26 protein-coding genes are annotated in these 26,508 nt (G+C 31.4%); 7 read left to right on the top strand and 19 right to left on the bottom strand.

From position 1 onward, the window contains the following. Positions 1 to 20: 20 nt before the first annotated feature. Positions 21 to 2,240, bottom strand: a complete 2,220-nt coding sequence (locus tag ACFQ5N_RS04900) for a patatin-like phospholipase family protein (protein WP_386808231.1) — start codon at positions 2,238 to 2,240, stop codon at positions 21 to 23. Next, complete coding sequence (uvrC, locus tag ACFQ5N_RS04895; protein WP_386808229.1) at positions 2,237 to 4,039, bottom strand: excinuclease ABC subunit UvrC; 1,803 nt, start codon at positions 4,037 to 4,039, stop codon at positions 2,237 to 2,239. The genes ACFQ5N_RS04900 and uvrC overlap by 4 nt, the downstream gene beginning before the upstream one ends. Positions 4,040 to 4,201: 162 nt before the next feature. Between uvrC and ACFQ5N_RS04890 the strand changes: the two genes are divergently transcribed. After that, positions 4,202 to 5,434 carry a pyridoxal phosphate-dependent decarboxylase family protein gene (locus ACFQ5N_RS04890; protein ID WP_386808227.1) on the top strand — a complete coding sequence of 411 codons (1,233 nt, stop codon included), beginning with the start codon at positions 4,202 to 4,204 and terminating at the stop codon, positions 5,432 to 5,434. A 35-nt stretch (positions 5,435 to 5,469) separates the two neighbouring features. On the opposite strand, the gene ACFQ5N_RS04885 is transcribed toward ACFQ5N_RS04890, so the two are convergent. Genes ACFQ5N_RS04885 through ACFQ5N_RS04845 form a run of 9 tightly spaced genes read right to left on the bottom strand, consistent with a single transcriptional unit; the run spans position 5,470 to position 10,748 of the window. Then, a complete protein-coding gene (locus tag ACFQ5N_RS04885; protein ID WP_386808225.1) occupies positions 5,470 to 5,595 on the bottom strand; it encodes a hypothetical protein in 126 nt (41 codons plus the stop codon). 14 nt (positions 5,596 to 5,609) lie between these two features. After that, a complete protein-coding gene (locus tag ACFQ5N_RS04880; protein ID WP_386808223.1) occupies positions 5,610 to 6,317 on the bottom strand; it encodes an aromatic aminobenezylarsenical efflux permease ArsG family transporter in 708 nt (235 codons plus the stop codon). Further along, positions 6,318 to 6,749, bottom strand: a complete 432-nt coding sequence (locus ACFQ5N_RS04875; RefSeq protein ID WP_386808221.1) for a nitrophenyl compound nitroreductase subunit ArsF family protein — start codon at positions 6,747 to 6,749, stop codon at positions 6,318 to 6,320. It lies immediately after the preceding gene. A gap of 18 nt (positions 6,750 to 6,767) precedes the next feature. Continuing rightward, positions 6,768 to 7,745 (bottom strand): permease, encoded by a 978-nt coding sequence (locus ACFQ5N_RS04870; RefSeq protein WP_386808220.1) that lies wholly within the window; start codon positions 7,743 to 7,745, stop codon positions 6,768 to 6,770. A 2-nt stretch (positions 7,746 to 7,747) separates the two neighbouring features. Further along, entirely contained in the window at positions 7,748 to 8,365 is a 618-nt protein-coding gene (locus ACFQ5N_RS04865) for a class I SAM-dependent methyltransferase (RefSeq protein ID WP_386808218.1), read from the bottom strand. Positions 8,366 to 8,376: 11 nt separating this feature from the next. Next, entirely contained in the window at positions 8,377 to 9,405 is a 1,029-nt protein-coding gene (gene arsB / locus ACFQ5N_RS04860; RefSeq protein WP_386808217.1) for an ACR3 family arsenite efflux transporter, read from the bottom strand. Continuing rightward, positions 9,405 to 10,019: a protein-tyrosine-phosphatase gene (locus ACFQ5N_RS04855; RefSeq protein WP_386808215.1), complete on the bottom strand. Its 615-nt coding sequence runs from the start codon at positions 10,017 to 10,019 to the stop codon at positions 9,405 to 9,407. The genes arsB and ACFQ5N_RS04855 overlap by 1 nt, the downstream gene beginning before the upstream one ends. Before the next feature lie 56 nt (positions 10,020 to 10,075). Beyond that, entirely contained in the window at positions 10,076 to 10,396 is a 321-nt protein-coding gene (locus ACFQ5N_RS04850; RefSeq protein ID WP_386808213.1) for a thioredoxin family protein, read from the bottom strand. Positions 10,397 to 10,415: 19 nt separating this feature from the next. Further along, positions 10,416 to 10,748, bottom strand: coding sequence for an ArsR/SmtB family transcription factor (locus tag ACFQ5N_RS04845; RefSeq protein ID WP_386808212.1), 333 nt, complete (start codon positions 10,746 to 10,748; stop codon positions 10,416 to 10,418). A 116-nt stretch (positions 10,749 to 10,864) separates the two neighbouring features. On the opposite strand from ACFQ5N_RS04845, the gene ACFQ5N_RS04840 reads away from it, so the two are divergent. The 3 genes from ACFQ5N_RS04840 (at position 10,865) to ACFQ5N_RS04830 (ending at position 15,012) form a co-directional block, all read left to right on the top strand. Beyond that, positions 10,865 to 12,097 carry an Lcl C-terminal domain-containing protein gene (locus ACFQ5N_RS04840; RefSeq protein WP_386808211.1) on the top strand — a complete coding sequence of 411 codons (1,233 nt, stop codon included), beginning with the start codon at positions 10,865 to 10,867 and terminating at the stop codon, positions 12,095 to 12,097. A 15-nt stretch (positions 12,098 to 12,112) separates the two neighbouring features. Continuing rightward, positions 12,113 to 13,417 carry a sulfatase-like hydrolase/transferase gene (locus ACFQ5N_RS04835; protein WP_386808209.1) on the top strand — a complete coding sequence of 435 codons (1,305 nt, stop codon included), beginning with the start codon at positions 12,113 to 12,115 and terminating at the stop codon, positions 13,415 to 13,417. A gap of 155 nt (positions 13,418 to 13,572) precedes the next feature. Beyond that, complete coding sequence (locus ACFQ5N_RS04830; RefSeq protein WP_386808208.1) at positions 13,573 to 15,012, top strand: amidohydrolase; 1,440 nt, start codon at positions 13,573 to 13,575, stop codon at positions 15,010 to 15,012. Between the two features lie 20 nt (positions 15,013 to 15,032). On the opposite strand, the gene ACFQ5N_RS04825 is transcribed toward ACFQ5N_RS04830, so the two are convergent. From ACFQ5N_RS04825 to ileS, 3 genes are all read right to left on the bottom strand, one after another. After that, complete coding sequence (locus ACFQ5N_RS04825; RefSeq protein WP_386809024.1) at positions 15,033 to 15,632, bottom strand: lipoprotein signal peptidase; 600 nt, start codon at positions 15,630 to 15,632, stop codon at positions 15,033 to 15,035. A 76-nt stretch (positions 15,633 to 15,708) separates the two neighbouring features. Next, positions 15,709 to 16,083 (bottom strand): TraR/DksA family transcriptional regulator, encoded by a 375-nt coding sequence (locus tag ACFQ5N_RS04820; protein WP_386808207.1) that lies wholly within the window; start codon positions 16,081 to 16,083, stop codon positions 15,709 to 15,711. A 3-nt stretch (positions 16,084 to 16,086) separates the two neighbouring features. Further along, positions 16,087 to 19,494: an isoleucine--tRNA ligase gene (gene ileS, locus ACFQ5N_RS04815; protein WP_386808206.1), complete on the bottom strand. Its 3,408-nt coding sequence runs from the start codon at positions 19,492 to 19,494 to the stop codon at positions 16,087 to 16,089. A gap of 136 nt (positions 19,495 to 19,630) precedes the next feature. Between ileS and ACFQ5N_RS04810 the strand changes: the two genes are divergently transcribed. Then, on the top strand, positions 19,631 to 20,530 hold the full coding sequence (locus ACFQ5N_RS04810; protein WP_386808205.1) for a metallophosphoesterase: 900 nt from the start codon (positions 19,631 to 19,633) through the stop codon (positions 20,528 to 20,530). Between the two features lie 134 nt (positions 20,531 to 20,664). Here the strand turns inward: ACFQ5N_RS04810 and ACFQ5N_RS04805 are convergent, their stop codons facing one another. Next, on the bottom strand, positions 20,665 to 21,405 hold the full coding sequence (locus ACFQ5N_RS04805; protein WP_386808203.1) for a TerB family tellurite resistance protein: 741 nt from the start codon (positions 21,403 to 21,405) through the stop codon (positions 20,665 to 20,667). Positions 21,406 to 21,622: 217 nt separating this feature from the next. Here ACFQ5N_RS04805 and ACFQ5N_RS04800 point away from each other — a divergent pair, with 217 nt between their 5' ends. Both ACFQ5N_RS04800 and ACFQ5N_RS04795 read left to right on the top strand, forming a co-directional pair. After that, a complete protein-coding gene (locus ACFQ5N_RS04800; RefSeq protein ID WP_386808201.1) occupies positions 21,623 to 22,033 on the top strand; it encodes a BrxA/BrxB family bacilliredoxin in 411 nt (136 codons plus the stop codon). 77 nt (positions 22,034 to 22,110) lie between these two features. Beyond that, entirely contained in the window at positions 22,111 to 22,764 is a 654-nt protein-coding gene (locus ACFQ5N_RS04795; RefSeq protein WP_386808199.1) for an HD domain-containing protein, read from the top strand. Positions 22,765 to 22,789: 25 nt separating this feature from the next. Here the strand turns inward: ACFQ5N_RS04795 and ACFQ5N_RS04790 are convergent, their stop codons facing one another. The 4 genes from ACFQ5N_RS04790 to ald all read right to left on the bottom strand — a co-directional run bounded on the left by ACFQ5N_RS04790 (position 22,790) and on the right by ald (position 26,500). Further along, entirely contained in the window at positions 22,790 to 23,566 is a 777-nt protein-coding gene (locus tag ACFQ5N_RS04790) for an enoyl-CoA hydratase/isomerase family protein (RefSeq protein ID WP_386808197.1), read from the bottom strand. 4 nt (positions 23,567 to 23,570) lie between these two features. Continuing rightward, positions 23,571 to 24,980, bottom strand: a complete 1,410-nt coding sequence (locus ACFQ5N_RS04785; protein WP_386808195.1) for a sensor histidine kinase — start codon at positions 24,978 to 24,980, stop codon at positions 23,571 to 23,573. Positions 24,981 to 25,089: 109 nt separating this feature from the next. Next, the gene (locus ACFQ5N_RS04780) at positions 25,090 to 25,347 is read right to left on the bottom strand and encodes a SemiSWEET family sugar transporter (RefSeq protein ID WP_386808193.1); all 258 of its coding nucleotides are present in this window, start codon (positions 25,345 to 25,347) and stop codon (positions 25,090 to 25,092) included. Between the two features lie 79 nt (positions 25,348 to 25,426). Next, positions 25,427 to 26,500, bottom strand: a complete 1,074-nt coding sequence (gene ald / locus ACFQ5N_RS04775) for an alanine dehydrogenase (RefSeq protein WP_386808191.1) — start codon at positions 26,498 to 26,500, stop codon at positions 25,427 to 25,429. Between the last annotated feature and the right edge of the window lie 8 nt (positions 26,501 to 26,508).

The raw sequence follows: 26,508 nt of genomic DNA, 5'->3' as shown, positions 1-26,508 counted from the left end.
ATACATTGCAGGGCTTTTTTTTAAAACCAAAACCCAACATTAAAATACCAATAATTCTCTTTATGATCTGGAGACCAAGCATAATTAACTTCAATTGGTCCTATAAAAGTTTCTATACCATAACCAGCCATATATCCAGATTTGGTATCCTCAAATAATTTCCCATCCTTAAATATATCATCACTTACCCTCGCATAGTTTGCTGTTAAAGAAATATAATTTTTCTTTACAAACTCATATCGCGCCGTTAATCCTGATAATAAAAATCCATTTCCTTCAAGTTCAGCAAAATCATACCCATAAAATGGTATAAAATTGTTTATGAAATTTTTACCGTAACCTCCTACATTATAATCTAAGGTTCTGTTTTCATTTTCACCTACAGTAATTCCGGCTTTAGAGAACAATTGAAAAGTTAAACTATCAAAAGTTGTTAAGGCCATTCCAAAATCAGCTTTTAACTGAGAAAAAGGTTCAAACGTATTAAGATAATCTGATGATGATAAATAAAAACGTGCGCTAGCATCAAAAAACAATCCTTCTTTAGGGAAGTAAGCTTTATCATAAGTATCAATTTTTAAATACCCAAACAAATTAAAATAATTAGATTTATCAAAATAAATTTTACCCTCATCGTTAGCTGTAATTTTACCACCATCTAACTCTGAAGTAGTCTCAGAAGAAGCAATAATTCTTTTAAACTCTGCTCCACCACCAAGTGCAAATTTTCTTCCAAAAACAGTTTGAACGTAAACTTGATTGGTAAAATCTTCATAATCAATACTTAATTTATTAATTAAAGAATCTTCGTATCTAATATCTTCATTAAAGTTATTGTATCTAAAACGCATTCCAAAACTCCAATAAAAACCATTATCAATAAAATAATTAATGTTGTATCGCACATTATCGCCTAAAATAAGATCTCCAGAAAAAATATCATTTTTCACCAATAAATGTTTCGCTGTAAAATTTACCAACACACCCGTTTTATATAAATTATCGTAGTGAATTCCGAATTTCACAGTATTTTCACCTTCTGTCTCTTTCACTTTAAACTTTACTGCACTTCCATTTTCAATTTCATCAATTTTATACTGAATCAATTCAAAATTTCCTGTAGATGACAAATTTTCAATACTTTCAATTAAACTTTTATAGTTTGTAGAATCTCTTTTTTTTAAATTTAACTTTCCTAAAATATAAGCCCTAGTATAATCTTCATTTCCTGAGATTTGTATTTCTGAAATATGGAACTTTTTAAAAATATCTTTTTTAATAGTGTGTGGCTTACTTTTAACTTGCTGCTGTGCAATTTCACGAAATTTATTCATATTTTGTTGCCCAGCAATTTCACCAATCTTCATAATTTCTTCCATTTTATCAAATGAAACTACATTGTAGTTTTCAAGATTTGGCTTTACTAAAACATCAACTGTTTTGTACTTTTCATTTAAGGTATTATACATTTGAAAACCTACAATTTGGTTCAATATTTTTAATGCAGAATTTAATTGCTCTTTGTCATTTAAACCATTTTGAATATCAACACCAATTATAACATCAGCTCCCATTGCTTTTACCTCATCAACAGGAAAATTATTAACAACACCACCGTCTGTATACAATTCGCCATCAATTTCAACAGGAGCTAAAAGTGTAGGAAAAGAACCGCTTGCCATCATTGCAATAGGCAAAAAACCTTTATTTAAAACTTCTTGTGTTCCTGTTTCTAAATTAGTTGCCATACATAAAAATGGAATTGGAAGTTTCGTGAAATCGTTAATATTACTTACGTGTTGCGTTAAAGTTGTAAATAAATTAAGTACATTTTGACCTTCAGTTACTGCCATTGGAATTCCAACGCTTCGTTTTCTAATTGGTAAAGAAATGGCATATTTTTCTCCTTCTTCTTTTTCATAAAAAGGTTTTGATTTTCTAGGAAAATCATTAGACAAAATAGTTTCGTAATTTATAGATTTCATTATTGAATCTAATTCAGAAGCCGAATAACCTGAAGCATACAAACCACCAATAATTGCGCCCATGCTTGTACCTCCAATATAATCTACACGCACACCTGCATCTTCAATAGCTTTTAAAACAGCAATATGAGCAAAACCTTTTGCGCCTCCACCACTTAACACCACACCAACTTTTAAATCTTTCTTTTCAGCTGGTTGTTGCGAAAAAGAAAAACTTACAAAAAGTAAAAAAAATATGTAAATTAATTTTTTCATTTCTTTTTATTCTTCTGAAAATGGTCAAATACTTTTGTAGCTCTTGATTTTCCAACTACTTTCTCTAAATCTATTAACGAAGCTTCAGATACTCTTTTAGCCGATTTAAAATGTGATAATAAAGATACTACAGTTTGTTTACCAATCCCAGAAATTTGCTCTAATTGGTTGTTTAAAGCACTTTTACTACGTTTATTACGGTGATGCGTTATTCCAAAACGGTGCGCTTCATTTCTTAAATGCTGAATTATTTTTAAACTTTCAGACTTTTTATCTAAATACAACGGTACAGGATCATCTGGATAATATATTTCTTCCAAACGTTTTGCAATTCCAATTATTGCTATTTTATTTCTTAAACCTAAAACATCCAAACTTTTTAATGCAGATGATAATTGCCCTTTTCCTCCATCAATTACAATTAACTGAGGTAATTGTTCACCTTCATCTTGTAAGCGCTTATAACGCCTAAAAACAACTTCTTCCATAGATGCAAAATCATCTGGACCTTCAACTGTTTTTATATTAAAATTTCGATATTCTTTTTTGCTAGGTTTTCCATTTCTAAACACTACACAAGCTGCCACAGGATGTGTACCTTGAATGTTTGAATTGTCAAAACACTCAATATGTCGTGGTTGTTTTCCCAATCGTAAATCCTTTTGCATTTGTTCCATAATTCGGTTTACATGCCTTTCAGGATCTACAATTTTAATTTGTTTTAATTTATCTTGTCTAAAGTATTTTGCATTTCGAATACTCAACTCAACTATGCGCAATTTATCTCCTAATTTTGGAACAGTTACTTTTATATTTTCACCTAAATCTACTGTAAAAGGCACATAAATTTCTTTGGATTGCGAATTGAATCGTTGTCTAATTTCAATAATTGAAAGCTCTAATAATTGTTTGTCACTTTCATCTAATTTCTTTTTAATTTCAGAAGTATGTGATTGAATAATTGAACCATTTGAAATTTTAAAGAAATTTACATAGCTGTAACTTTCATCTGAAACAATTGAAAATACATCAACATTTGTTATAGACGGATTTACCACAGTTGATTTGGCCTGATAATTAGCTAATAAATCTATCTTTTCTTTAATTTTTTGTGCTTCCTCAAATTCTAATTCTTCGGCAAATCGCATCATTAATTCTTGAAAAGAAACAATAGCATCTTTAAAATTTCCTTTTACAATATTTCTAATTGCAGTAATATCACGGTTGTAATCATCTTCAGTTTGCAAGCCTTCACAAGGCCCTTTACAGTTTCCAATATGATAATCTAAACAAACTCCATATTTTCCGTTTGCAACATTTTTTTCACTTAAATCATAATTACATGAACGCAACAAATACAACTCTTTAATTAAATCTAACAAAGCTCTTGCCGTACGAACGGAAGTATACGGGCCGTAATATTCTGAGCCGTCTTTAATTACATTTCTAGTTAAAAACAAACGCGGAAAACGCTCTTTTTTAATACAAATCCAAGGATACGTTTTATCATCTTTTAGCATTACATTGTAACGCGGCTGATATTTTTTAATCAAATTATTTTCCAACAGCAACGCATCGGTTTCTGTATTTACAACAATGTGTTTTATGTTGGCAATTTTTTTAACCAGTACACGTGTTTTACCATCATCATGGTTTTTATTAAAATACGAAGCGACTCTTTTTTTTAAATTTTTCGCTTTTCCTACGTAAATAATTACCTCATCTTTATCAAAATATTGATAAACACCTGGCTGATTTGGGAGTGATTTTATTTGAACTTCTAATTCCAACGGCTGCAATTTGTTTAAAAAATAAAATTAATCTTTTTTTATGGAACTCAACACAAAAGAAATGAGTCGTTTTTAAACAGTTTGACCAACATATTTTGCGTACTTTTGCGAAAAGCATAAAAAACATACTTTTTTAAATGCTTATTTTACATATAATTTAAAATAATACACATGAAATATTGGAAAAAACTATCGAAGCCACAATTGATCCAAAAAATCGATCAAGCTTTAGCTTCAACAGTAAATTTTGAAAGTAGCAAATACTTGGGTTATCCTGTTTCACATTTAGATGAAAATGTATTTAACACAAGCGGAACATCGCTAGACAATGCACCTATTTTAAAATCATTTATTGCAAATCCAAATAATATTGGCTGCCATACTTTAGGAAAAAGTGAAGAGGCATTTAAAGGTTCACAAGAGTTAGAAAAAGAAGTAATTCGCGTATTAGCTGTTGATATTTTTAAAGCAAAAGAAAACCAATACGACGGTTATATTGCTACTGGTGGAACCGAAGCAAACATTCAAGCATTATGGATTTATAGAAACTTATTCAAAAAAGAATACAACGCATCTTTAGATGAGATGGTAATTTTATCTTCAGAAGACACACACTACTCTGTACACAAAGGATCTAATTTATTAAGTGTAGAAAATGTTTCAATTCCGGTTGATTTTAATTCAAGAGAAATAATTGTTGAAGAGTTAGATGCTATTGTTAAAAAATTAGTTGCTGAAGGCAAAAAATACTTTATGGTAATTTCAAACATGGCTACAACTATGTTTGGTTCTGTTGATAATCCAGACGTTTATGCTGAAATTCTTAAAAAACACCAAGTAGTTTTTAAAATTCATGTAGACGGCGCTTTTGGCGGGTTTATTTACCCAATTACAAACAAAAAATCTACAATTAATTTTGAAAATGAAAATGTAACTTCAATTACTATTGATGCACATAAAATGTTACAAGCACCTTACGGAACTGGTGTCTTTTTATGCCGAAAAGGATATATTGAAAACGCATTAACTAAAGAAGCTCAATATGTTGACGGAATGGATTTAACACTTTCAGGAAGTAGATCAGGCGCCAATGCCATTGCTGTCTGGATGATTTTATTTAGCTATGGTTATTACGGTTGGTTTGAAAAAATTAACACGCTTTTATTAAGAACCGAATGGTTTTGTGACCAACTAAATAACTTAAATATTGAGTATTTTAGAAATCCATTTATGAATATTGTAACGCTAAAATCAAGCTTTATTCCAGATGATCTAGCGCATAAATTTGGATTGGTACCTGATACACACAATGGCGAACACAGTTGGTTTAAAGTAATTATGATGGATCATGTTGAAATTGATGATTTATTAAAATTTGTCACCGAATTAGAAAACCTGAAATAATAAAAAAGCTCGAGAATAACTCGAGCTTTTTTATTTTAATTTCCAAACAAAAATGCCTTTATAGCATCCCAGTTTGCAAAAACTTCTCTTGACAGCAAAAACGAAAGCAAAAATACCATTGCTGCAATTATTAATTGTTTTTTATTAATTCCGTTTTCCATGTTGCGATTCTTAATTAAATAATTCCTGTAAATATAAGAACATAATATATTCCAACTAAAATAAATACCACACCAGCAATTGTACGCATCCATTTTTCAATGGTTTTTATTTTATTATAAAACAAGCCAATACTGCCAGTTGCAAATGCTAACAAATAAGTAAATAGCAAAACAGGCAAACCGGTTCCAATAGCAAATACAATAGGTAAATACAATCCTTCAACACTAGAAATTGTCATTGGTATTAACATTCCAAAGTACAAAGCACCACTGTAAGGGCAAAAAGCTAACGCAAATATTGCGCCTATTATAAAAGAACCTAAAACACCTTTATTAGCTATTTTTTGAGACAATTTTTCAGTAAAATTACTTTTCTCAATAAAATTTAGCTTAATAATATTCAACATAATTAAACCTACAACAATAAGTAACGGACCTAAATATTTTTCTCCGTTTTGCTGAAAAAAACGTGCTATGTGAAATTTACTAGCTCCAAAATATAAAATTAATCCAATTAAAGTATAGCTAAAAGCTCTTCCTAAGGAATACATAATTCCGCTTAAAAAAACCTTTTTTTTACTACTTATATTTTTAGCAATAAATGCTGTAGCTGTTATATTTGTAGCCAATGGGCACGGACTAATTGCCGTCATTAAACCCAAAATAAAAGCTGATAGAATTGGGATATTATAATTTTCTAAAAGCGCTTTTAAAAATTCCATTTAAATTTTAGCTAATTCAACTTCAAGTTTAGATTTTAACTCATTAGAAAACTCTTCTTGATTGTTTCCGCTCATAAAAGCAAATTCTGTTAAATCTATTTGAGTTTCTTTTCCATCAACTATCACGTTTAAAAACAAAGCTGTACCGGTTGCCTCAAACTTTTCGGCAATTTTTAAATTCATTTCCTCATCAACATTAATAGCTTGAAATGTAATTTTTTTAGCTGCAACTTCTGAGGAAAAATAAGTATCTAATGTATATTTTGTATTTGCTTCAATAGCATTACAGGTCATACAACGATGTGTTGAATGAAAATCAATTACTTCAATTTGGTTGACTAATTTTTCAACTTCTATTTCATTTTTTTGAGTTTTCTCTTTGCAAGAAAATAGCACTCCAACTACTAAAACTATTAAACTTAACTTTTTCATTTATTATGAATTTAATTATTAAAATATGATATTAAAAAGGTATCCTGAAATTATGATACACACTGTTACTACTGAAAAGAAAATTGCAATTAACTTAAATGTCATTACTTTTTTTAACAACATAGCTTCTGGCAATGAAAGTCCAACAACTCCCATCATAAATGCAATTGCTGTTCCTAACGGAATTCCTTTTGAAACCAACACTTGTGCAATTGGTAATACTCCTGAAGCGTTTGAATACATTGGCACAGCTAACAAGGTTGCTATTGGCACTGCAAACCAATTATCGGCTCCCATATATTGCTCAAAAAAACCTTCTGGAATATAACCGTGCATTAAACCGCCAATTGCAATTCCAATTATTACGTACGGTAAAATTCCTTTTAAAATGGTTTTTGTTTCTTTCCAAATTGAAGGTAAACGATCTTTTAATGACGAATGTTCCAATTCAAATTTCTCCGTTTCTTTTTGGCTATTTTCTAAAACTTTTAGCACCCAAGGCGATAAATATTTCTCTAATTTTAATTGTTGAAGAATCATTCCTGAAATGGTTCCTAACAAAACACCACTTACCACATAAATTACAGTTGTTTTCAATCCAAAAAGACCAATAAATAAACCTATAGCAACTTCATTAACCAAAGGTGAAGTAATTAAAAAAGCAAATGTTACTCCTAATGGAATTCCTCCTTTTACAAAACCAATAAATAATGGTACTGATGAGCAAGAACAAAACGGAGTTACTGTTCCAAATAACGAAGCCATTAAGTATTCAAAACCATATAATTTTTTACGTGACAAATAGTTTCTTACCTTTTCTACAGGAAAGTAACTATTAACAATTCCCATAAAAAATATAACTACAAAAACTAATAGTAAAATTTTGATAGTATCGTAAATAAAAAAGTGCAAGGCCTCAGCCATATGACTTTCTTCTTCTAACTTTAAAATAGAAAACACAAACCACGTTGCTAAAGTATCAATCCAATCAAACATACTTATCTCTTCTTTTTTCCAATAAAACGAATTACAGAACCTTTTCCTTTATGATGAATTCCTTCATTTAAATCTACCATCTCTTCACTCAACTCAACAGTTTCTAAAACTGAAAAATCTTGTTGAATTTCATTTTTGGAGTATAACATTTCCATGTTTTTAGGCCCAAAAGATTGTTTATATTCTGTATTAATTTCAAATTGCTTTTTGCTAAAACCTTCTAAAATTAAAACTCCATCTTTCTTTAAATAGCTCGCTAATTTTTTATGATATTCTGATTTTACTTTGGGCGGAAAATGCGCATAAATTAAAGCAATAACATCAAATGAATTTTCTTTAAAATCCATTTCTAAAAACTCACCAACTTTATAATTAATAGTAACGTTATTTAATTTGGCCAATTTTTGAGCTTTAACCTTACCTTGCGAACTCATATCAAAACAAGTAACATCTAACCCCATTTTAGCTGCAAAAACGGCGTTTCTACCTTCTCCTTCTGCAGGTAATAAAATTGTTCCGCTTAACTGCTGCTCTTTTATTATTTTTTCAAAATATGCGTTTGGCTCAGTGCCATATGCAAAACCTGCCTCGCTATATCTTTCGTCCCAAAACTCTTTCATTGCAATTTAATTTAATAGTATTTTTTCTTCAGCCAAAGTGAAACATTAACCAAACCAATTAACACAGGAACCTCAACTAAAGGACCAATAACACCTGTAAATGCTTGTTGAGAATTAATTCCAAAAACTGCAATTGCCACTGCTATTGCCAATTCAAAATTGTTTCCTGTAGCTGTAAAAGCAACTGCTGCATTTCGCTTATAATCAATTCCCATAGTTTTTCCTGTGAAAAAACTAACAAAAAACATTAACACAAAATAAATAACCAAAGGCACCGCAATTTTAAATACATCAAAAGGGATTTCAACAATTAAATCTCCTTTTAAACTAAACATTAAAACAATAGTTGCTAACAAAGCAATAAGCGTAATTGGAGAAATAAACGGAATAAATTTACGATTGTACCAATCTTCACCTTTTAATTTGGTTAGGTATTTTCTACTTAAATACCCAGCAACTAATGGTATTCCCAAATAAATTAAAACACTCTCAGCAACTTCAAAAATGGTTACATTTACATCTAAACCTTCCATTCCAAAATATTGTGGCAATACTGTTATAAATAACCACGCATAAAAACTGTAAGTGAAAATTTGAAACACACTATTTAGCGCTATTAAGGTAGCTCCGTATTCACGGCTTGCACCTGCCAAATCATTCCAAACAATAACCATGGCTATGCAACGCGCTAAACCAATTAAAATTAAACCAGACATATAACCTGGTTCGTCTCTTAAAAAGATAATGGCCAAAGCAAACATTAAAACAGGACCAACAATCCAGTTTAAAAATAAAGACATAGACATTAATTTAGTGTCTTTAAACACTGTTGGAATTAAGCTATAATCAACTTTTGCTAACGGAGGATACATCATTAAAATTAAACCTATAGCCAACGGAATATTGGTAGTACCAACCGACAATGATTCTGTTATTGTAGAAACCTGTGGAAAGAAATAACCAATTGATACACCTAGTGCCATTGCTAAAAAAATCCATAAGGTTAAAAACCTATCTAAAAATTTCAATCGTTTTTTCATTACTTTTTAATTTGAGAAAATACATATAACATTTCTGAAGCTATTTGATTGCTTCGCTCTGTATATTTTTCAGCTTGTTGAGGTGTATTATCAAATGCTTTTGGATCTTCATAACGCACTGCAATTCTTTGTTCACATCCAAAAATAAAAGGACAATTTTCATCGGCGTGATCACAGGTCATTAAAGCAGCAAATTCACCTTTCGGATTAAAGTCATTATCATATGTTTTTGAAAAACCAATTAAAGGGTGTTCATTTTCAGCATATTTAATACTGTAAACTGGATTTTCTTCATTCGATAATTTTACTATTTGAAAACCTGCAGTTTCTAGTGTTTTTGCCGCCATTGGAAACATAGCAGTAGCTTCAGTACCACCAGAATAACAGTACACATTTTTAATACCATTAAAATACGCAGCTGTTTGTGCCCAAATTTGAGATAAATGGCTTCTACGTGAATTATGTGTACAAATAAAATTTAGATTCACATTTTTATTTGCTGAAACTTTAGCCTGAACATAATCAACAAAAGGTTGTAATGCTAACTTTCGGTCATTTGAAACTTCTAAATTTTTTAAAGAAGCTATTGTATTGTTTATTTCTTGAAATACCATTGTTTAAATTGGTTTTTATTTTAAAAAATTGTTGTTTTGAGTGAAACAATAATGGTTTAGCAACAACCAGATTCTTTATCATCAGTAGAACAACAAGAATCTTCTACATTTTCATCAGAGCAACATGCATTGTTGGCAAAGTTATCAACTAACAAAGCCTTCATTTCGTCTTTACTTGGCACTTTTCCTTTTATTACTACTTTTTCATCAATCACAATTGCTGGTGTACTCATAACATCGTACATCATAATATCCATGATTTCAGTAACTTTAATAATTTGAGCATCAATATTTAATTCGCTCACTACGTCTTCCACTACTTTTTCTGCACTTACACAACTTGGACAACCTGTTCCTAATACTTTAATTATTTTCATATTCTATAATTTTAAATGCTTATTTACACGAAATTTCGTTCATGTTTTTACTAAAAAACTCATTAAACAAAGCTTTTGCTTTCATCCAATTTTCTTGATTTATACAGTATTTAATTTTTGGAGGGTTCACTGTTCCTTGAATTAACCCTGCAGCTTTCAACTCCTTTAAATGTTGAGAAATTGTTGATTGTGCCAAAGGCAAAACATCTAACAAATCACCTGTATAACAACAACTTGCATTGTCTAAATGATTTAATATTTTAATACGTGTTGGATGCCCCAAAGCTTTAGCAAACTTTGCTATTTCTTCAGTTTCAACTTCATAAACGATATCTTCTTTTGTTCTTTTCATAAGTTCATCGCAAATATACGATTAATGTTTAATTGTAAAAAAAATATTAAACCTTTCTTCTTATCAGCAGTCAAAACAGCAACCTAAAATAAAATGATCAACTAAAAACAAACCATATGAAATTAAATAAATTTACCCTACTAGGATTGTTATGTGTATTCTTTATTTCTTGCGAAAACAGTAATAATGATAACGGATCTAATGAAGAACAAGAAATAATTGAATTACCAACTCCAAACAAACCTTACAGTATTGTTGATACAGGTGTAACAGACTATTATAGCAATGATGCTTTAATTTCAAAACCAAGCACAAGTAATTCATTTTATGGTCAAGATGCTTCTTATACTGGAAATCAACCGTCTTATACCAATAACAACAATGGTACTATAACCGACAATGTTACCGGGTTAATGTGGGAGCAAGATATGGGAGAAAAAATTTCTTTTACTGAAGCTTTTACAAAAGCTGCCAACTCAAATTTAGGAGGTTATACTGATTGGAGAGTTCCAACCTTAAAAGAATTGTATTCATTAATATTATTTACCGGAAATGTAAAAGGTGAAGTTGCCATTGATTTGTTTATAGATACCAATTATTTTTATCAAGAATTAGGAGATACTTCCATTGGAGATCGTGAAATAGATGCTCAAACTTGGTCTTCAACAGCATATGTGAGCACTACAATGAATTCAGATGAAACAATTTTTGGAGTGAATTTTATTGATGGCCGTATAAAAGGATATCCAAAGTACAAAGCTGGATCAACTACTGCAAATACCATGTATTTTAGAATGGTTAGAGGAAATACGACATACGGAACAAATAATTTTGTAGATAACGGAGATGGTACAATTAGCGATTTAGCAACTGGCCTAATGTGGCAAAAAGCTGATGACGGAATTTCAAGAGATTGGGAAGCATCTTTGCTTTATGCTGAAGATCTCACCCTAGCAAACAAATCTGACTGGCGTTTGCCAAACGCAAAAGAACTACAAAGTATTGTAGATTATACCAGATCCCCAAAAACAACAAATTCACCAGCAATAGACCCGCTATTTGAGTGTACTGAAATTACAGATCCAGAAGGAAATACAGGAAATTATCCATTTTACTGGACCGGAACTAGCCATTTAGATGGTGCAAATCCATATGCAACAGGTGTTTACATTGCCTTTGGTGAAGGACAAGGAATAATGAACGGCGTATTAATGGATGTTCATGGTGCTGGTTGCCAACGTAGTGATCCTAAAAGTGGAGACAAAGAAGATTACCCACAATATTTTGGTCCGCAAGGTGATGTTAGGTATGTATATAATTACGTTCGCTGTGTTAGAAACATTGAATAGAAACCTTCAATTACTATGCGTTATATTAAAAAAGTAGCCTTATTTATTACATTAACTATTCTGGTTTCTTGTTCAGACAACACTAATGACTTTATTGAGCTTGACACAGTTATAACAACCTCACAACCAAATATCTTATTGGTAATTGCTGATGATATGGGTTTAGATGCCTCTCCGGGCTATTCCATTGGAACAACAAAACCAGTAATGCCAAATCTTCAAACTTTAATAAATACAGGCATTACTTATAACAATGTTTGGGCTAACCCAACATGTTCACCAACAAGAGCCACCATTTTAACAGGTAAATACGGTATTAATAATGGTGTTTTGATTGTTAATAACACGTTAAGCACTACAGAAACATCACTTCAAACCTATATAGACACCAATTTAAATGGCACCTATGCTTCTGCCGTAATTGGTAAATGGCATTTGTCAAACAATAAAAATCACCCTGAAAATATGGGCGTTAAATATTATGCAGGAACATTAAATGGCGCAATAAGTGATTATTGGAACTGGAAATTTACAGAAAACGGAACACAATCAGTTTCAACAACCTACAATACCACTGCATATACAAACACAGCCATTAATTGGATTGAACAACAAACAAAACCATGGTTTTTATGGCTAGCATACAGCGCTCCACACGACCCATTTCACTTACCACCATCAAATTTACACACACAAGGAAATTTACCTACCGACCAAATAAGTATTGACACCAATCCGCTGCCTTATTACTTAGCAGCTCTTGAAGCGGTAGACACAGAATTTGGAAGACTTTTAAGCACTTTAACTGAAGAAGCAAAAGAAAATACCGTTATTATTTTTATTGGTGATAACGGTACTCCAAATCAAGTTGCACAAGAATATAATACAAGAAGAGTTAAAGGTTCTTTATACCAAGGTGGAATTAACATTCCAATGATAATTGCAGGTAAAAACGTAACAAGAGTAAATACGGTAGAAAATACATTAATAAATACAACAGATTTATTTGCAACTATTGCAAACATTGCAGGAATAAAAGTTGATAAAATTCACGATAGTCAAAGTTTTTATACAACCTTTTCAAATTCATCTTCTGAAACTAGAGAATTTGCATATGCTGAAGATGATTTAAATGCAACCATTAGAAATAACACACATAAATACATGATATTTAATGATGGTTCAGAAGCTTTATACAATTTAAATGAAGATCCTTTTGAAACTATAAATTTACTTAGCCAAAATAGATTGCCTTTAAGTACTTCAAACGAAGCCATAAAAACACAATTGGTTAAAAAACTAAAAGAAATTAGACCTTAACATACTCTATTTAGAAAAGATTTTTATTGAAAATGAATCATATTAACATAAATATATTTTTATTCTAAAATAAATTTAAACGTTCATTTTATTTAATTATATTTAACCTTTTCTTAGATTACCCTGTTTTATCAAAACAAAATTGACGTTTCATTATGATTATCACAATAAAAAAATTAATCAGCGTAAGCATTTTCAGCCTATTTTTAATCAACATAATTTCAGCACAAGATAAAACCCAAGACGTTTTAAACAGTTTGGATCTTAAAAGCGAATCTTATGGTGAAATTGCTCAAACCATTTGGGATTTAGCCGAAATGGGATACAAAGAAGAAAAAAGTAGTGCTTTATTGCAAAAAACATTAAAAGATGAAGGATTTAAAATTGAAAAAGGTGTTGCTGGAATTCCTACCGCATTTATAGCTGAATATGGAAGTGGATCTCCTGTGATAGGTATTTTAGGAGAGTTTGACGCTTTACCAGGTTTATCTCAAGAACGTGTTGCAGAGAAAAAAACAGCTCATAAAGAAGCTGGTCACGCGTGTGGGCATCATTTATTTGGTACTGCTTCAACAGCGGCGGCCATAGCTATAAAAAATTGGATGAAAGAGACCAACACAAAAGGAACCATTCGGTTTTATGGGACACCTGCTGAAGAAGGTGGCTCTGGAAAGGTTTATATGGTTCGTGAAGGCCTTTTTAATGATGCTGATGTGGTTTTACACTGGCATCCAGGATCTCAAAACTCCGCTAATGCAGGAGCGGCTTTGGCAAATAAATCTGCTAAATTTCGTTTTCATGGTGTTTCCGCTCACGCTGCAGCAGCACCGCACAAAGGACGTTCGGCGTTAGATGCTGTTGAAGCTATGAATTATATGGTAAATATGATGCGCGAGCACATTCCTGAAACAACAAGAATACATTATGTAATTACAGATGGTGGAAAAGCACCAAATGTAGTTCCAGATTTTGCCGAGGTATACTATTACGTTCGCCACGAAAAAAGAGATGTGGTAATGGGTATTTTTGATCGTATGGTAAAAGCTGCAGAAGGTGCTGCTTTGGGTACAGGAACAACAATGGATTATGAAATGATTGGTGGTACACACGAATTATTACCTAACCTAACACTTCAAAAATTAATGTACGACAACCTTACTAAAATAGGCGGAATTGAATACACTCCAGAAGAAAAAATATTCGCTGATAAAATTGCAAAAACTTTAGGTTATGAAGAAGTTAACGAAGCGAAAGCAAAAGATATTCAACCTTATAAAACAGAAGCAAAAGCTTTTGCCTCTACCGATGTTGGTGATGTAAGTTTTACCGTTCCAACAGCAGGAATGTCTACTGCAACCTGGGTTCCTGGAACTCCAGCACATAGTTGGCAAGCGGTTGCTACTGGTGGTACAAGCATTGGTAATAAAGGTATGATGGTTGCTGCTAAAACTATTGCTCTTACCGCAATAGAATTATTTGAAAATCCAGTATTAATTGAAAAGGCTAAAAAAGAATTCTTAGAAAAAAGAGGGCCAGATTTTAAATATATACCGCTATTAGGAACAAGAGCTCCTGCCTTAAACTATAGAGATTAAGATTTTACAATGTGCTGTAACTAATCTTCTTTTGGAAATGCTTTTTTATTAAAAATAACTAATAATCCAACACCTATAGAAATTGCAGTATCAGCTACATTAAAAATAGCATTAAAAAAAGTAAATGGTTTTCCTCCCCAAAAAGGAATCCAACTTGGTAAATCTCCGCTCCAAATAGGGAAATATAGCATATCAACTACTTTTCCAAAAAATAGTTCACCGTAAGGTTTTTCAGGAAACAAGGTTGCTACTTCGTTATAAGGTGTATTAAAAATAACACCGTAAAAAACAGAGTCAATTATGTTTCCCATTGCACCAGCAAAAATTAGAGAAACAGCAATTATTAAAACTGTATGCGCCTGGTTTTTTATAGATTTATACAACCAATATCCAATACCAGTTATGGCACATAATCTAAAAATTGTTAAAAATAATTTTCCTGCTCTTCCGCCAAATTCAGCGCCCCAAGCCATTCCATTATTTTCAATAAAATGAATTTTAAACCAGTCAAAAACCACCACTTCTTCACCGTATAAAAAATTAGTTTTTATATAAATTTTACTAATTTGATCAATGGCTAAAATTAGAATTATAAGTATGATTGATTTTTTCAATGGAATAAATTTTCTTAAATAACATAAAAAGAAAGCCTTCGTTTTTTGAAAGCTTTCTTTTAAAATATTTTACTATTAATAATTATTGCATTCTTTTAGCTTCAATACTTAAAGTTGCATGAGGAACTAATTTTAAACGCTCCTTTTGAATTAACTTACCTGTAACACGGCAAACGCCATACGTTTTATTTTCAATACGCATTAAGGCATTTTTTAGATCTCTTATAAACTTTTCTTGTCTAATAGCTAACTGTACATTCGCTTCTTTAGACATTGTTTCAGAACCTTCTTCAAAGGCTTTAAATGTAGGTGAAGTATCGTCTGTACCGTTATTACTGTCGTTTTTAAATGCACTCTTAATCAAAGCTAGATCTTGTTCTGCATTTGCTATTTTTTGTTGAATTATTTCTTTAAACTCGGCCAAGTCGTTTTCGCTATATCTATTGTTTTCGTCCATAATTTACAATTTTTCAATTAATATTTTGGTATTCACATCATCAAAGATAATCTCAGTACCTTCTTCTATTTCTTCCAAAAAGACTAACTCATTTGTAAGAGTTTCTGCTTTTATATATGCTTCATTCGCTGCAATTGAGTTTTCTAAAATCTCATTTTTTTGAATGCTTAATTTTATTCTGTCATTTACTTCTAAACCAGAATCTTTACGTAAGTTTTGAACTCTGTTTATCAACTCACGTGCGTTTCCTTCTTTTCGTAAATCATCAGTAATTGTAACATCTAAAGCAACTGTTAAACCACCTTGATTTGCTACTAGCCAACCTTCAATATCTTGTGAAGTAATCTCCACATCAGCTTGCGTTAAATTTACAACTTTTTCATTGATCTCTATAGAAATTTCTCCTTGTTTTTCAACAATTGCAATATCTTCTTGTGTTAAATTTTGAACAGCTTGAGCAACAAACCTCATGTCTTTACCAAATCGTGGTCCAAGTACCTTAAAATTAGGCTTTATGGTCTTCACTAAAATTCCTGAAGCATCATCAATTAGCTCAATTTCTTTTACGTTTACTTCCGATTTTATTAAGTTTTCAACAGCTAAAATTTCTTCTCTATCTTTTTCATCTAATATAGGAATCATTATACGTTGCAACGGCTGACGCACTTTTATCATCTCTTTTTTACGCAATGATAATACCATTGATGAGATTTTTTGAGCTTGTTGCATTTTGTGTTCTAACTTGCTATCAACCAAACTTTCATTGTATGCAGGAAATTCACCTAAATGTACAGACTCAAAGTTTTCTTTTTCTGAAACTGAGATTAAATCTTTATATAAATTATCCATAAAGAAAGGAGCTATAGGTGCACCTAACTTTGCAACTGTTAATAAACAAGTATATAATGTTTGATAAGCTGAGATTTTATCTTGACCATAATCACCTTTCCAAAAACGTCTTCTACTTAAACGAACAAACCAGTTACTTAAATTTTCACCTACAAATTCTTGAATTGCACGTGCTGCTTTTGTTGGTTCATATTCTTCGTAAAACTTCTCTACATTTTTTATCAATGTATTTAATTCAGATAAAATCCAACGGTCAATTTCTGGTCTTTCTTGTATTGCTATTTCATCTTCAGCATACGTAAAGTTATCTAAATTTGCGTATAATGAGAAGAATGAATAAGTGTTGTATAAAGTTCCAAAGAATTTTCTACGAACCTCATCAATTCCATCAATATCAAACTTTAAGTTATCCCAAGGATTTGCATTTGAAATCATATACCAACGTGTAGCATCTGCACCGTATTTATCCATGGTTTCAAAAGGATCAATGGCATTTCCTAAACGCTTGCTCATTTTTTTACCTTCTTTATCTAACACCAAACCGTTAGACACCACGTTTTTATAGGCTACAGAATCAAATACCATTGTTCCAATGGCGTGTAGCGTATAAAACCATCCACGTGTTTGATCTACTCCTTCAGCAATAAAATCTGCAGGGAAAAATTTCTTTTCGTCAATTAATTCTTTATTTTCAAACGGGTAATGCCATTGTGCATAAGGCATAGAACCAGAATCAAACCAAACGTCAATTAAATCGCTTTCACGTTTCATTGGTTGACCTTTTGCAGAAACCAACGTTACGCCATCCACAACATTTTTATGAAGATCTATTTTATCATAGTTTTCTTCACTCATATTTCCAACTTCAAATTCAGCAAAAATATCTTCTTTCATAAAACCAGCCGCTACTGATTTTTTCATTTCGGCTTTTAGTTCTTCAACAGAACCAATAATAATTTCTTCGGTTCCATCCTCAGTTCTCCAAATTGGCAAAGGTATTCCCCAATAACGTGAACGAGATAAATTCCAATCGTTTGCGTTTTTCAACCAGTTTCCAAAACGACCTTCTCCGGTAGATTTTGGTTTCCAGTTAATAGTTTCATTCAAATCAAACATTTGGTCTCGTTTATCAGTCACTTTAATAAACCAAGAATCTAGCGGGTAATACAAAATTGGCTTATCAGTTCTCCAACAATGTGGATAACTGTGACGATACTTTTCTACGTGAAATGCTTTATTTTCTTCTTTTAATTGAATTGAAATTTCAACATCTAATGAACGCTCAGGAGCTTCACCATCATTGTAATATTCATTTTTTACATATTTACCTGCTAAATCACCCATATGTTTGGTGAATTTACCTTGTAAATCAACTAAAGGAACAGGGTTTCCATTATCATCTAACACCAACATTGGTGGTACTTCAGGACTTGCTTGTTTTGCTACCAAAGCATCATCTGCACCAAAAGTTGGAGCGGTATGTACAATACCTGTACCATCTTCAGTAGTTACAAAATCTCCGGCAATTACTCTAAATGCATTTTCTGCATTTTGATAAGGAAGCACGTATGGCAATAACTGCTCATATCTAGATTCTAAAATATCAGCACCTTTAAATTCTTGAACTACAATGAATGGAATTTTTTTATCGTTTGCTTTATAAGTAGCTAAATCTGCTTCATTTTCAACTGCTACAAACTTTTTACCAAACTGTTTTCCAACTAAATTCTTCGCTAAAATAACTGTAATAGGCTCAAAAGTGTATTGGTTAAAAGATTTTACCAATACATAATCTATTTTTTTACCAACGGTTAAAGCGGTGTTTGAAGGTAAGGTCCAAGGTGTTGTTGTCCAAGCTAAAAAGTGAATATCACCTTCAACATTTTGCAACATTGCAGGCAAGGTATTTTTTACGGCTTTAAATTGTGCAACAGCTGTGGTATCTGTAACATCTTGGTACGTTCCTGGTTGGTTTAATTCGTGAGAACTTAAACCTGTACCAGCTTTTGGTGAATAAGGCTGAATTGTATATCCTTTATAAATCAATCCTTTCTTATGCATTTGAGCTAATAACCACCAAACAGTTTCCATGTATTTTGGTTTGTATGTTACATATGGATCTTCCATATCTACCCAATACCCAACACGTTTTGTAAGGTCATTCCAAACATCAGTATAACGCATTACAGCAGTTCTACATGCTTGGTTGTACTCTTCAACCGTTATTTTTTTTCCAATGTCTTCTTTGGTAATTCCTAATTCTTTTTCAACACCTAATTCAATTGGCAATCCGTGTGTATCCCAACCGGCTTTACGCTTTACTTGAAAACCTTGTAAGGTTTTATAACGACAAAAAATATCTTTTATCGCACGTGCCATAACGTGGTGTATTCCTGGCAAACCGTTTGCTGAAGGTGGTCCTTCAAAAAATACGAATGGTTTATTTTCATCTCTTGTTGAAATACTTTTTTCAAAAATATTTTCTTTTTCCCAAAACGCTAAAGTCTCATCTGCTACCTTAGTGAGGTTCAAACCCTTATATTCTCTGAATTTTTTACTCATTTTTACCTTGAATTCAATTAGTTTGCGAAATTACGTATTTTCTTCAAAATATCATTGTTATAAATAGCAAAAAATTATTAAGACAAATCATTGAATTTTGTAGCTTTAACTCACTGTTTATTTAAGCTTCAAAACAATGTATAGAATTCTAAAAAAAATACTTTCAAGAGCCTATAGCAATGCAAAAAAAATACCGATAAATTCTAACTCGAAATTTATACTATTTAGTGATATTCATAAGGGAAATAACAACTATGCTGATGACTTTGCGCACAATAGAAATATTTTTCATCACGCATTAAGAACTTACAATGAGCAGGGTTATACTTATGCACAATTGGGCGATGGTATTGAGCTATGGGAAAACAATAGTTTTAAAGATATTTTTGAAGCGCACAAAGATATATTTCTTCTTATGAAAAAATTTCATTTAGATGATAGGTTGCATATTATTTGGGGAAACCACGATATGGTTTTACGAAAACCAAAAATGGCAAAAAAAATGTTTGACAGTTATGTAGACCATCAAACTAATGAAACTATTGATTTACTAAAAAATAGCACATTTGAAGAAAGTATTATTTTAAAAGTTGAAGGACTAAAAAAAGATATTTTATTAATTCACGGTCATCAAGCCGATTTATTTAATTATGTTTTTTGGAAATTCAATCGGTTTTTAGTTAAAGTTTTATGGTCGCCACTTCAAATTGTAGGAATTAAAAATCCGGCAAGCCCTGCAAAAAACTATAGAGATTTAGTGCGTGTAGAACGTAATTTAGAACGATGGATTGCTACAAATAATAACCAAATGGTTATTGCTGGTCACACGCACAGGCCAAAGTTTCCTAAACCTGGGGAATTGCCATATTTTAATGATGGAAGCTGTGTTCACCCAAGATTTATTACCGGAATTGAAATCGTAAACTTGCAAATATCACTTATAAAATGGCATACCATTACTTCACAAAATGGAATGCTTCAAATTGTAAAAACCGTAATTGAAGGCCCTGTAGATATTTCAACATATTTAACATGAAAAAAGCACCTTTAAAAGGTGCTTTTCAAATTTTTTGGGGCTACAATTTTTGGGGTCCCACATTTACTCCATTATTTAACCAACTACTTATATGACACCACTTTATTTAAAAGGTCACACTAAATTTAAAAAAATTACAATCCTCTTTCTTTTTGTATTTGCTCATACGCTTTTTGAACTTGCTTAAATTTATCTTCAGCACCTTTTACGTGTTCATCACCTAAATGCTGCAACTTATCTGGATGGTATTTTTTCACCATTTTTCTATAAGCTTTTTTAAGTTCATCATTTGAAGCTGTTTTATCAATCTCTAATATTTTATAAGCACTATCTGAACTATTGTAAAACATAGCTTTTATAGATTCAAAATCATGTTGACTAATGTATAAATAACCTGCAATTGTTTTAATAGCCTGTACTTCGTTTTCACTTACATTTCCATCAGCTTTGGCAATTCCAAATAAAAAATGTAACAATTGTAAACGAGATGCATGTGTTAAGTTTTGTCGGATTTGTAAACAAACTTGTCTAACTGAAATTTTATTATTCTTAATAAACCCTTTAAACAATTTAAACGCGTGGTTTGCACGTTCTGCACCATACATTCGTTTAAAGTGATCTCTTACAAACGCTAATTCACGCTCATCTACTTTTCCATCAGCTTTAATAACTTCAGCAGAAAGTAATAATAAACTTATTTCAAAATCTCCAGATTGCACATTTCTACTAGAAGAACTAAATTGTTTAGCTTGCTCAATATCGGCCTTTGAAAAACCATCAATAAAATTTCCAACCACAAAACCTAAAATACTACCTATTGGCCCTGCAACTGCAAAACCTAATCCGGCACCTAACCATTTTATAAAATTTCCCATATTTTTTTTAAATAATTTTCAAATATACATGTTATAGTTAGCAATCATAAAATGTTTCAACACTACAGTTGTTAAAGTATTTATAAACTTTAACATTAACAGCTATAACTATTTCATATCAAATCATTTAAAAAACCTATAAAAACCAGTGTTGTTCAATACAAAAAATTATGTACGTTTGTAGCAATAATTACGTCTAACTAAAAAAAACAAAAATATGTACCCACCAGAATTAGTAAAACCAATGCAAGAAGAATTAGAAAACAAAGGTTTTACATCATTACATACAGCGCAAGAAGTTGATGCCGTATTAGAAAAAGAAGGAACTACATTGGTAGTTGTAAACTCTGTTTGTGGTTGCGCAGCAGGAACGTGTCGTCCAGGAGCAATTGCTTCATTAGAGTTTGACAAAGTACCAAACAATTTAGTTACAGTATTTGCAGGAGTAGATGCAGAAGCTACACAAAAAGCACGCGAACATATGATTCCTTTTCCTCCATCTTCACCAGCAATTGCATTGTTTAAAGACGGAGTTTTAGTACATATGCTAGAACGTCACCATATTGAAGGAAGATCAGCAGAAGTTATTGCTGCAAATTTAGCAGGAGCTTACGATGAGTTTTGTTAAAAAACAGTATTGATATTTCAATATAAAGTATTGAGAAAAATCCATTCATAATTGAATGGATTTTTTATTTTTAACCTATGAATAAAAAAGAGATAATTGCCAATACTGAAACTTTTGTAAAAACTACTTTAGAACATGCTGAAGGCGGTCACGACTGGTTTCATATTTTACGCGTTTGGAACAATTCAAAATTAATTGCTAAAAATGAACAAGTTGATGAATTTATTGTTGAATTAGGTGCGCTTTTACATGATATTGCCGATTCTAAATTTCATAATGGAGACGAAACTATTGGTCCAAAAGTAGCACGTGAATTTTTAGAAAGTCAACAAGTAGAAGAAACTGTTATTGTTCACGTACAACAAATTATTTCAAATATTTCTTACAAAGGCGGTAATTTTACACAAACCTTTAAATCTGCAGAATTAGATGTTGTGCAAGATGCAGATAGATTAGATGCTATTGGGGCAATTGGTATTGCGCGTTGTTTTAATTACGGTGGATTTAAAAATAGAGCTTTATACAATCCTGAAATTCAACCAAATTTGAATATGACCAAAGAAGAGTATAAAAAATCTGATGCACCAACAATCAATCATTTTTATGAAAAACTACTTTTACTAAAAGATAAAATGAACACCAAATCTGGTAAAAAAATTGCCGAAGAACGCCACCAATACATGGAAACTTTTCTTCAGCAGTTTTATAATGAATGGAATGGTTTAAAATAACCTCTCCTATTTTATTTTGTGTTTTTTATTCAAAATTAGGTTTTCGCTTTTCTAAAAAAGCGGTTGTTCCTTCTTTAAAATCATTGGTACCAAAACTCAATCCAAAGTTCTCTATTTCTACACTATATCCGTTTACGCAATTGGTATAATTAGCATTTACAGATTTAATTGCAGCTGCAATTGCCACAGATGAATTGTTTGTAATTTTACCTGCTAACTTTTTGCATAAAGGCAACAAATCAATTTGTTCAACAACATAATTCACCAAACCCCAATCTTTTGCTTCCTCAGCCGAAATCATATTGGCTGTCATAATCATTTCCATAGCTTTTCCTTTTCCAACTAATTGAGACAAACGTTGCGTACCACCATAACCTGGAATTACACCTAAACTAACTTCAGGCAATCCCATTTTAGCATTACTGCTTGCAACTCTAAAATGTGCCGCCATAGCTAATTCTAATCCGCCACCAAGTGCAAAACCATTTACAGCTGCAATTACTGGTGTTCCTAAATTTTGAACAAAATCGAACAAAAGCTCTTGTCCTTTTCGTGCCAACTCAGTACCTTCTTCAACAGTGAAATCAGAAAATTCTTTTATATCTGCACCTGCAACAAAAGCTTTTTCACCGCTACCTGTTACAATAATCACTTTAATTTCAGTATTTTCATCTAACCGTTTAAATGCAGTATGCAACTCTTTAATAGTTTGCGTATTTAATGCATTTAATTTTTTGGGTCTGTTAACTGTAACAATTGCTAAATTAGTATGCTGCTCAATCAATACATTTTCAAAATCCATGATGTTATTTTTTTGGTATTACAATTCTAAAAACTGTTCCTTTATTTAGTTGTGAGGTAAAAGTGATACTTCCGTTATACGTTTCTATAATATTTTTAACCATAGGCAATCCTAACCCCATTCCACTTGATTTTGTTGTAAATTTTGGTTCAAAAATTTTATCTTCATCTTCAACTGAAATTCCTTTACCATTATCAGAAACTAAAATAATTACATTTTCATTTTCTTCAGCTACGGAAACCTCAACTTTTTTATGCTCTACTTCATCTAGCGCTTGTGTTGCGTTCTTCACCAAATTGGTAACCATTCTAATTAATTGGGTTTTATCTAATTCAGCAACAATTTCTTCTTTCTTTGGAAAAAAGGAAATATAATCTTCAGTGAAAATATCTAACGCATGCTTAACAACATCTACAACATTTAGCTGTTCTTTACTTTGAGTAGGCATTTTTGCAAAATTTGAGAAAGCCGAAGCAATAGAACTCATAGTGTCTATTTGCTGAATTAATGTTTTACTATACTCGTTAATTTTATCGTAAATTTCAGGATCTTCAGCATTAAATCTACGTTGAAAACTTTGCACTGTTAAACGCATTGGAGTAAGCGGATTTTTAATTTCATGTGCCACTTGCTTAGCCATTTCTCTCCAAGCTTGCTCGCGTTCGCTCTTTGCCAATTTAACTGCACTTTCTTCTAACTCATCAACCATTGCGTTGTAGGCGTTTACCAAAGTAAAAATCTCAGTACTGGCATCTTTCAATATAATTTTTTCATTGCGCTTGTTCAAACGCGTATGTGTCATTTTATCTGTTACCGCTTTTATAGACCTTGTAATGTAACTAGAAATAAAATAAGCCAATCCTATAGCAAACAAAAACATTAAAGCGTACACATAAGCCATACGCATTAGAAACTCTTCTAAATCTTTATCTTGAGCGGTGTTATCTTGTACATACTGTAAGTTTAAAATTCCAATTGGCATAAATTTATTATCGGTAATATAAGTGTATGAAGACTGAAAACTATTACCTTCAATTGTTTTAGTATTTACAGACCTGTGTTGATAGTTTGAATAAATTTCATTTAAAATAGAGTCTGATAACATTTTAGGCGCATCACTTTGTACAAAACCTGCATGCGAACTAATTGCCAATTTTCCTTCCAACTCATAAATATTGATTTCTAAATTTTCAATATCTGAAATTTCATAAATTTTATCTTTAAAAATATATGGAAGGTTCTTTGTTTCTAGAGAATAAGTGTTTCCCGTATTGAACCAATAATTAATAGAAGCTTTAACAGATTCTTCTTTTCGAAGTAATCTACCTTCATTATACTCATCTGTTTGTTCTTTATATTGGTAAATTGTAACTGCCGCAATTAATACTGATGCCAATAATATTAATAATATCATGGCTAAAAATATTCTATTCCGAAGTGATAACTGTTTAATCCTCATGGTTTAATTTGAAGTAAATATACTTATAATTTCACTGCGTAATTACAATAAATATACCAAAGGTTTATTTATAGCGAACTTTAAACCCAATAATAATTAAAGTTAAAATAGCAGTAATACTATTTGCAACTATCATAGCAAAGCTGTTTAAATGAATTCCATAAATTAACCATAAAACAATACCCACAAACATGGAGATATACATTGTTAATGAAATATTACCTGCCGATTTTGTTTTCCAAGTTTTATAAACTTGAGGAACGTAGGCTGAAGTGGTTAAAAAAGCCGCTACCAAACCTAACAATTCGAATTTATCAATCATTTTTATGAATTAAAACACAAAGCTACACAAAAAAAGCCTTCATAAAATTATGAAGGCTTTTCTAAACTATGAAAATTTCTTATTTCAAAATGTCTTCACAAACAATTTCTCCTTTTACAATATTTAATCCGCTATTTAAATTTGGATTAGATTCACAAGCATTTACCCAACCTTTGTTTGCTAATTGCAATACATAAGGTAACGTAACATTTGTTAATGCAATTGTAGATGTATAAGGCACTGCTCCTGGCATATTTGCTACACAGTAATGTACTACATCATCAATAATATAAATAGGATCTTCGTGTGTTGTAGGTTTTGTAGTTTCAATACATCCTCCTTGATCTACAGCAACATCAACTATTACTGTTCCAGGTTGCATTTCTTTCAACATATCACGTGTAATTAATTTTGGCGCTTTTGCTCCTGGAATTAATACACCTCCCACAATTAAATCGGCATCTTTAATATGTCTTCTAATATTGTACTCACTAGAAAATTCAGTTATTACATTGTTTGGCATTACATCATTAATATAACGTAATCTATCCATGTTAATATCTAAAATATTAACAATAGCACCCAATCCTGCAGCCATTTTAGCAGCTTGCACACCAACAACTCCACCACCTAAAACTAATACTTTTCCTGGACGTACACCTGGTACACCACCAAGTAAAACACCTTTTCCTTTAATTGGTTTTTCTAAATACTTAGCTCCTTGTTGAACAGCCATTCTACCAGCAACTTCAGACATTGGAGTTAACAATGGTAAAGTACCATTATCATCAACAACCGTTTCATATGCAATACAAATTGCTTTACTAGCAACCATTGCATCTGTTAAAGTTTGATTTGAAGCAAAATGAAAATACGTAAAAATAACTTGACCTTCTTTTGCCAAACTATATTCTTTTTCAATTGGCTCTTTCACCTTCACAATCATATCTGCAATTGCATACACTTCTTCAATTGAAGGCAATAAAGTTGCGCCTGCTTTTACATAATCATCATCACTAAAACCACTATCAAATCCTGCTCCTTTTTGAACATAAACAGTGTGGTTGTTTTTAGTTAATTCAAAAACTCCTCCTGGAGTTAATGCTACTCTACTCTCGTTGTTTTTAATTTCTTTTGGAAGACCTACAATCATTTTTTAGG

Origin of the sequence: Lutibacter holmesii, from assembly GCF_042679665.1 — a bacterium.
Taxonomy (GTDB): Bacteria; Bacteroidota; Bacteroidia; order Flavobacteriales; family Flavobacteriaceae; genus Lutibacter; species Lutibacter holmesii.
The sequence above is the reverse complement of the archived record's forward strand: the minus strand, read 5'-3'. Positions and strand labels throughout refer to the sequence as shown.

Coding starts and splice junctions, on each gene's coding strand:
- ACFQ5N_RS04900 (WP_386808231.1), bottom strand. CDS start 2,240: ATGAAAAAATTAATTTACATATTTTTTTTACTTTTTGTAAGTTTTTCT.
- ACFQ5N_RS04890 (WP_386808227.1), top strand. CDS start 4,202: ATGAAATATTGGAAAAAACTATCGAAGCCACAATTGATCCAAAAAATC.
- ACFQ5N_RS04885 (WP_386808225.1), bottom strand. CDS start 5,595: ATGGAAAACGGAATTAATAAAAAACAATTAATAATTGCAGCAATGGTA.
- ACFQ5N_RS04880 (WP_386808223.1), bottom strand. CDS start 6,317: ATGGAATTTTTAAAAGCGCTTTTAGAAAATTATAATATCCCAATTCTA.
- ACFQ5N_RS04875 (WP_386808221.1), bottom strand. CDS start 6,749: ATGAAAAAGTTAAGTTTAATAGTTTTAGTAGTTGGAGTGCTATTTTCT.
- ACFQ5N_RS04870 (WP_386808220.1), bottom strand. CDS start 7,745: ATGTTTGATTGGATTGATACTTTAGCAACGTGGTTTGTGTTTTCTATT.
- ACFQ5N_RS04865 (WP_386808218.1), bottom strand. CDS start 8,365: ATGAAAGAGTTTTGGGACGAAAGATATAGCGAGGCAGGTTTTGCATAT.
- arsB (WP_386808217.1), bottom strand. CDS start 9,405: ATGAAAAAACGATTGAAATTTTTAGATAGGTTTTTAACCTTATGGATT.
- ACFQ5N_RS04855 (WP_386808215.1), bottom strand. CDS start 10,019: ATGGTATTTCAAGAAATAAACAATACAATAGCTTCTTTAAAAAATTTA.
- ACFQ5N_RS04850 (WP_386808213.1), bottom strand. CDS start 10,396: ATGAAAATAATTAAAGTATTAGGAACAGGTTGTCCAAGTTGTGTAAGT.
- ACFQ5N_RS04845 (WP_386808212.1), bottom strand. CDS start 10,748: ATGAAAAGAACAAAAGAAGATATCGTTTATGAAGTTGAAACTGAAGAA.
- ACFQ5N_RS04840 (WP_386808211.1), top strand. CDS start 10,865: ATGAAATTAAATAAATTTACCCTACTAGGATTGTTATGTGTATTCTTT.
- ACFQ5N_RS04835 (WP_386808209.1), top strand. CDS start 12,113: ATGCGTTATATTAAAAAAGTAGCCTTATTTATTACATTAACTATTCTG.
- ACFQ5N_RS04830 (WP_386808208.1), top strand. CDS start 13,573: ATGATTATCACAATAAAAAAATTAATCAGCGTAAGCATTTTCAGCCTA.
- ACFQ5N_RS04820 (WP_386808207.1), bottom strand. CDS start 16,083: ATGGACGAAAACAATAGATATAGCGAAAACGACTTGGCCGAGTTTAAA.
- ileS (WP_386808206.1), bottom strand. CDS start 19,494: ATGAGTAAAAAATTCAGAGAATATAAGGGTTTGAACCTCACTAAGGTA.
- ACFQ5N_RS04810 (WP_386808205.1), top strand. CDS start 19,631: ATGTATAGAATTCTAAAAAAAATACTTTCAAGAGCCTATAGCAATGCA.
- ACFQ5N_RS04805 (WP_386808203.1), bottom strand. CDS start 21,405: ATGGGAAATTTTATAAAATGGTTAGGTGCCGGATTAGGTTTTGCAGTT.
- ACFQ5N_RS04800 (WP_386808201.1), top strand. CDS start 21,623: ATGTACCCACCAGAATTAGTAAAACCAATGCAAGAAGAATTAGAAAAC.
- ACFQ5N_RS04795 (WP_386808199.1), top strand. CDS start 22,111: ATGAATAAAAAAGAGATAATTGCCAATACTGAAACTTTTGTAAAAACT.
- ACFQ5N_RS04790 (WP_386808197.1), bottom strand. CDS start 23,566: ATGGATTTTGAAAATGTATTGATTGAGCAGCATACTAATTTAGCAATT.
- ACFQ5N_RS04785 (WP_386808195.1), bottom strand. CDS start 24,980: ATGATATTATTAATATTATTGGCATCAGTATTAATTGCGGCAGTTACA.
- ACFQ5N_RS04780 (WP_386808193.1), bottom strand. CDS start 25,347: ATGATTGATAAATTCGAATTGTTAGGTTTGGTAGCGGCTTTTTTAACC.
- ald (WP_386808191.1), bottom strand. CDS start 26,500: ATGATTGTAGGTCTTCCAAAAGAAATTAAAAACAACGAGAGTAGAGTA.